4 protein-coding genes are annotated in these 4,875 nt (G+C 41.9%); 2 read left to right on the top strand and 2 right to left on the bottom strand.

The window, feature by feature from the left end:
* Nucleotides 1-87: 87 nt before the first annotated feature.
* A complete protein-coding gene (locus tag RMO79_RS10535; protein ID WP_310483104.1) occupies nucleotides 88-999 on the bottom strand; it encodes a type II CAAX endopeptidase family protein in 912 nt (303 codons plus the stop codon).
* Between the two features lie 691 nt (nucleotides 1,000-1,690).
* Between RMO79_RS10535 and RMO79_RS10540 the strand changes: the two genes are divergently transcribed.
* Both RMO79_RS10540 and RMO79_RS10545 read left to right on the top strand, forming a co-directional pair.
* Nucleotides 1,691-2,551, top strand: coding sequence for a tetratricopeptide repeat protein (locus tag RMO79_RS10540; RefSeq protein ID WP_310483105.1), 861 nt, complete (start codon nucleotides 1,691-1,693; stop codon nucleotides 2,549-2,551).
* Between the two features lie 186 nt (nucleotides 2,552-2,737).
* Nucleotides 2,738-3,550, top strand: a complete 813-nt coding sequence (locus tag RMO79_RS10545) for a hypothetical protein (protein WP_310483106.1) — start codon at nucleotides 2,738-2,740, stop codon at nucleotides 3,548-3,550.
* Nucleotides 3,551-3,584: 34 nt separating this feature from the next.
* Here RMO79_RS10545 and RMO79_RS10550 read toward each other — a convergent pair whose 3' ends face one another.
* Nucleotides 3,585-4,739 (bottom strand): hypothetical protein, encoded by a 1,155-nt coding sequence (locus tag RMO79_RS10550; protein WP_310483107.1) that lies wholly within the window; start codon nucleotides 4,737-4,739, stop codon nucleotides 3,585-3,587.
* Nucleotides 4,740-4,875: the final 136 nt, after the last annotated feature.

Raw genomic sequence — 4,875 nt, forward strand, 5'->3', positions numbered from 1 at the left:
GTAGGTTGGGTAGAGCGACAGCGAAACCCAACGAACATAGAAACACCCTAAAAATGTTGGGCTTGATTCTTCAAACCAACCTACCATTTACGAGCTTTTTGATGTTTTCGATCGACCAAAGAAAAAGTAGTAGACTGCTGCTAACATTAAGGCAGATAAGATAACATCGATTATTGGAGGATTAGGAACTTGTACTTGCCAGATCGAAGGAATTGGTAAAGCAGAATCTTTAGCATTAAACAGCAATAGCTGTAAATTATTGGCAGCATGAATGCCTAAAGCTAGCTCTAAGCCATTGTCACGAATAGCCAAAGCCGCGAGAGCCGTGCCAAATATTAGGTAGTAAAGTGCAATAATTCCGCCACGCTGTAATTCGGGGTTCGCAAGATGCGGGAGCATAAATAATGTGCCATTAATAATCGCTAGTGCAACTCGATTGCGGAGAATTAGTGCCATTCCCTGCATTAAATAGCCTCTGAAAAATAGCTCTTCAAAAGAAGTTTGAAGGGGAGTTAGTATCAAAGCAAGTGGTAGACAGAAAAACCAGTCTTGAGTAAAGGATAATACGTAATTTTTGGGGTTGAGTAAATAGTCAATTCCAGCGAATAGACAGCCGATTAACCACCAGACTAAGAATCCAGTAAATATCCTGCGCCATTTAATTACTCGATCTGCTCTAACTAGACTATTAAACTTTCGCTGATGTACAAAAACAACTGCAATTAATAACCCGATCGCTCCAAATAATGAAGGCATATTGGCTACTGCATAAGCTGAAGTCGAAGGTATTTTTAAGAATGCCTCGAACTTTTTAGTCAACAATATTGAATCTGAAAGTTCTATTGATGATATATGATCGTTGATTAGAAAAATAACCAGTGCAGCGATCGAACCCAGAATCAAATAAAAGAATAAAATTAGTAAAATACCAATCGAATAACGCCACCACTGATTTTTACCTTGAGAACTAGCGTTAAGATAATTTTGACTTTGATTCATGACGATCTATGTTTATTTGAGACTTTATACTGAATGATTTTAAATCAAGTGTTAAATAATATACAAGACGAATATCAATCTATGTCTATTCACTATTACCCAATACTAAATACCACCGTCCTGCAGATCGTAACGCCGTTGCAACTGCACGTCAATTTTAGCTCACCCAGAGTGACAGAAGAGGGGTATCCAAGGATTGCGCCTAATACGACGATGAAGATAAAAATTCCCATAAAACCCAATTTGGTAAGTAGCACGATCGTAGGATACCCACCGCGCCCGATCGAATTGACAACCGAGCGTAGTAATACCAATTTAAATGATGAAAGCTACAGATCTTTACCCCACCCAACCTCCCCTTATAAAGCGGATGCGCGTAACTCCTTCGGAGTGGCTTCGCCAACGTCGGGTTCCCCGACGGTTAAGCGCACCAAGCAGGGGAGGAGCCAATCTATCGTCTATCAAATTTAATTTGGTATAAATATGCCTGACTCAATCAAAAAGATGAAACGATCGCATCGCCAAACAGGAGTATCTTTAAATAACAGTCCGATCGAATACCGATACTACTAGATTCGATCGCTAAAGGCTGACAAAATGATAATATTTGCGATCGAGAGATCTCGGTTGTCCCCATACTTACAATAATTAGAATGTATGACAAGCCAATTTCAAGGGAGACAAGGCAGTAATGAACGATCGTCATATTCCGATTACTGAAGCGAATAGTAAGCCATTTGGTATCGATTTTCAGCAAGTTAAAAATTACAACCGTCAAGGCGTAGACAAACATGCTTTGGGCGATTTAGCAGGCGCAATTATCGATTACGATCGAGCGATCGAACTCAATCCTAACTATCCTCAAGCTTATAATAATCGCGGCTTGGCGAAAGGACAAATTGGCGATTTAGCAGGCTCGATTGCTGATTACAATCGGGCGATTAATCTCGATAATAACTATGCCAAAGCTTATTACAATCGCGGTCGCGCTCGAATGAAAGCTGGTAATATTTCACCAGCAATTGCCGATTATAGTTGGGCGATTAAACACGATGCCAATTATGCTAAAGCTTACTACAATCGGGGTTTGGCAAAGTTAGCATCGGACGATCGAGCGGCGGCAATTATCGACTTCGATCGGGCGATTGAAGTCGATTCAAATTATGCCCAAGCATATTATCAACGAGGTAATACCAATCACGATTTAGGCAATAATGCTGCGGCAGTTGCTGATTACGATCGGGCGATTGCTATCGATCCAACATATCTCAAAGCCATTTATAATCGAGGTAATATTAAATGTGAAATTGGCGATAATCTAGGCGCAATTTCAGACTACGATCTGGCAATCTCGATCGATCTTAATTATGCCAAAGCTTACTACAATCGCGGTCTGAATAAAATGGTCTTAAAAGATAAAACAGGTGCCATTGCTGACTTCGATCGATCGGCTAATTTATTTCACGACTTAGGTGATTTAGATAGCTATCATAAAGCGATCTCCAAGCAAGAACGGGCTTATAATACTCTCGATCGACAGGATCGAAAATAATCGCAATTACTCATGCACGAGTCAATCGTAACTCAATAATAATAGCAACGTTCACAAAATTAATGTGTTAAAATAGCAAAGCCACAGTTAAGTGAATCGCGAGAGTAGAAAGATCGATCGGTCAGCGATAAATCGATCGAGCGACGCGTAAAAAATCGATATTTATTTCGATATACTTGGTAGATTATGACATCATTTAGTTTAAATATCGAAGTCACATTTATTGACGAGCTGACTGGTGAATCGTTAGGACTCACCCACATTCCAGCACAGAATTTACCAGATTCATTCGAGCGAGATACCACGATCGATCTTAGTGGCGCAGATTGGCAAGTTCTTAATGCTCGACCGAAAACTCGCGCTCAATATACCAAATCAAAGATGTTAATTTTATGGATTCGGCGAATCGAATCGATCGATCCTAACAATGTATTATATAGCTTACCATCGATCTCTAAAGTAATTCCAGAAGTCGATAGTCGCCCGCTTTCCGGTCATGAATTAACATTTGCTGAAGATGATTGGCGACAATTTGAATTAATTTCTCATCAGCTCGCCGATAAAGTCGATAAAGAGATTGCCAAAATTAGACTAATTCACGAAACCGCCACTGTTGGAGCTGGCTGGAGTGCAATGCACTTGCGATCGAAACCCGAAATTCCGATCGTTGGTAATATTACTTTAACCCATCTAGCCAGTATATTAAAAATTACTACTAAATCCGCCGGGATAACTTACGACGGATCGCAATCACCGATTGCTGATGGTTATTCATTTGCCTTAAACGACGACTTTTGTATCTATGGCATCGCACCAAATAGTAAAGTCCGCGTCATGGCGATCGGTCAAGATGCTAATATATCTCCAACGGAAGATTCGATCGACAGACTGCAACAACTCGCCCGTAAATTCAACCTCGATTTAGTAAATTGGTGTCGGTGTATTCGAGTCGATCCTCATGATGAATCATTTCGCTCTTTAATATCCAACTCCAACTAAATTTTTGATTCCAGATCTCCGACCTAAGTCTAGGTTATTTTTTACAAGTTGTCGGATCGAACTTGACGAGATATTGATAGATAACTCGTTTACCTTTATCTTTTTCTGGACGACTGCTATCGGCTATCTTTAATGCCTCTATTGCCGATTTTGTGGCAATTTCTCCTAACTTTTGTTGCTGTGGGGTATCTCGATCTGTAAATGTTTTGATTTTTAAGCCGTCTGCCTTAATAGAACCTAAAATAGCTTCATCTGGATTTTCAGGAACTTTATCCAAAACAGCCATTAGCACGATAAAAGGAGTTTGTTTTTCTTTTTCGCAGAGCATTCCTTGTGGATAATTGAGTGCAATCGTTTTTGACGGATAAGGGTCTTTAACCCCATATTCTGTCATGTATGAGCTTAGTTGCTTGAGAGCTGCGTCGGTATATTTTCCATAAAAGCCACCATTATTACCAGTTGGAGTACCAGATGGCTGAGGTGTGGGAGTGGTGGTAGGAGTGGGCGTAGGCGTAGGTTTTGGAGTTGCTGGCGGTTGTTGCGCTTGACTATTGGGGTTGGGCGATGGGTCTGCCATCGGTGGATTGTCGCCACCATTGTCATCGGTGGCGGTGTCTAGATCTGGGGTGGGAGAGGGTTTTGTCTTTTTTACAGGTTTAATTTTTACAGGTGGCGATACTTGCGGCGATGGTTTGGTAGCCGTTTTTTTTGGTTTGAAAACATTTTCGGGGTCGAAATCTGGGGCGACAGGTTGTTTTTGAGGAACTGCTGTTTGCTTTTTGGTGGGGGTGGGTGGTTTAAAAATCGTGCCGTCAGAAGGACGCTGTGGCGAAAAGGGAATGGTTTGAGGCGCGGTCGAGAATTTGGTGTTAGCAGCAGTCGCGGTTGGTCGAGTAGGGGCTGTTGGTTTAGCTGAAACTTGCGGCGTGGGGACTTGAGGCGTTTGGGGGGCTTGGGGGATGCGTTGCAGCTCGTTGGGAGTAAGTTGGACGACCTTGACTATGGTGGGGCCGTCTTTTGTAGCTGCTTTGTCTGGTTGGGTCAGAAAGGGTAATATTGCCCCAATGGTGGCATGTAGGGCGATCGAACCTATAATGGCGATCGTCGTCGGATCGGTTAAAATGTCTAAAAAGTTTTTGCGGGTGGAAGATCGATCCATATTTACCTTAAACGCTAACTGTTCGGACACTAGAATGAGCCAATTTGCTCCTCAGCGGCTTTAATGCACGATAGCCGTTGGCGAAGCCGCTGCAACAGCAGAGATCGCCACAACTAAGTTATCATTATATCCCTACATCTGCACTCGATTCCTGCGCTACTTATTC

Origin of the sequence: Chamaesiphon sp. VAR_48_metabat_403 (assembly GCF_031422475.1) — a bacterium.
Classification (GTDB): Bacteria; Cyanobacteriota; Cyanobacteriia; order Cyanobacteriales; family Chamaesiphonaceae; genus Chamaesiphon.

What these genes read in the sequence shown, in the direction of transcription:
- RMO79_RS10535 (WP_310483104.1), bottom strand. Translation starts at nt 999, where the DNA reads ATGAATCAAAGTCAAAATTATCTTAACGCTAGTTCTCAAGGTAAAAAT.
- RMO79_RS10540 (WP_310483105.1), top strand. Translation starts at nt 1,691, where the DNA reads ATGAACGATCGTCATATTCCGATTACTGAAGCGAATAGTAAGCCATTT.
- RMO79_RS10545 (WP_310483106.1), top strand. Translation starts at nt 2,738, where the DNA reads ATGACATCATTTAGTTTAAATATCGAAGTCACATTTATTGACGAGCTG.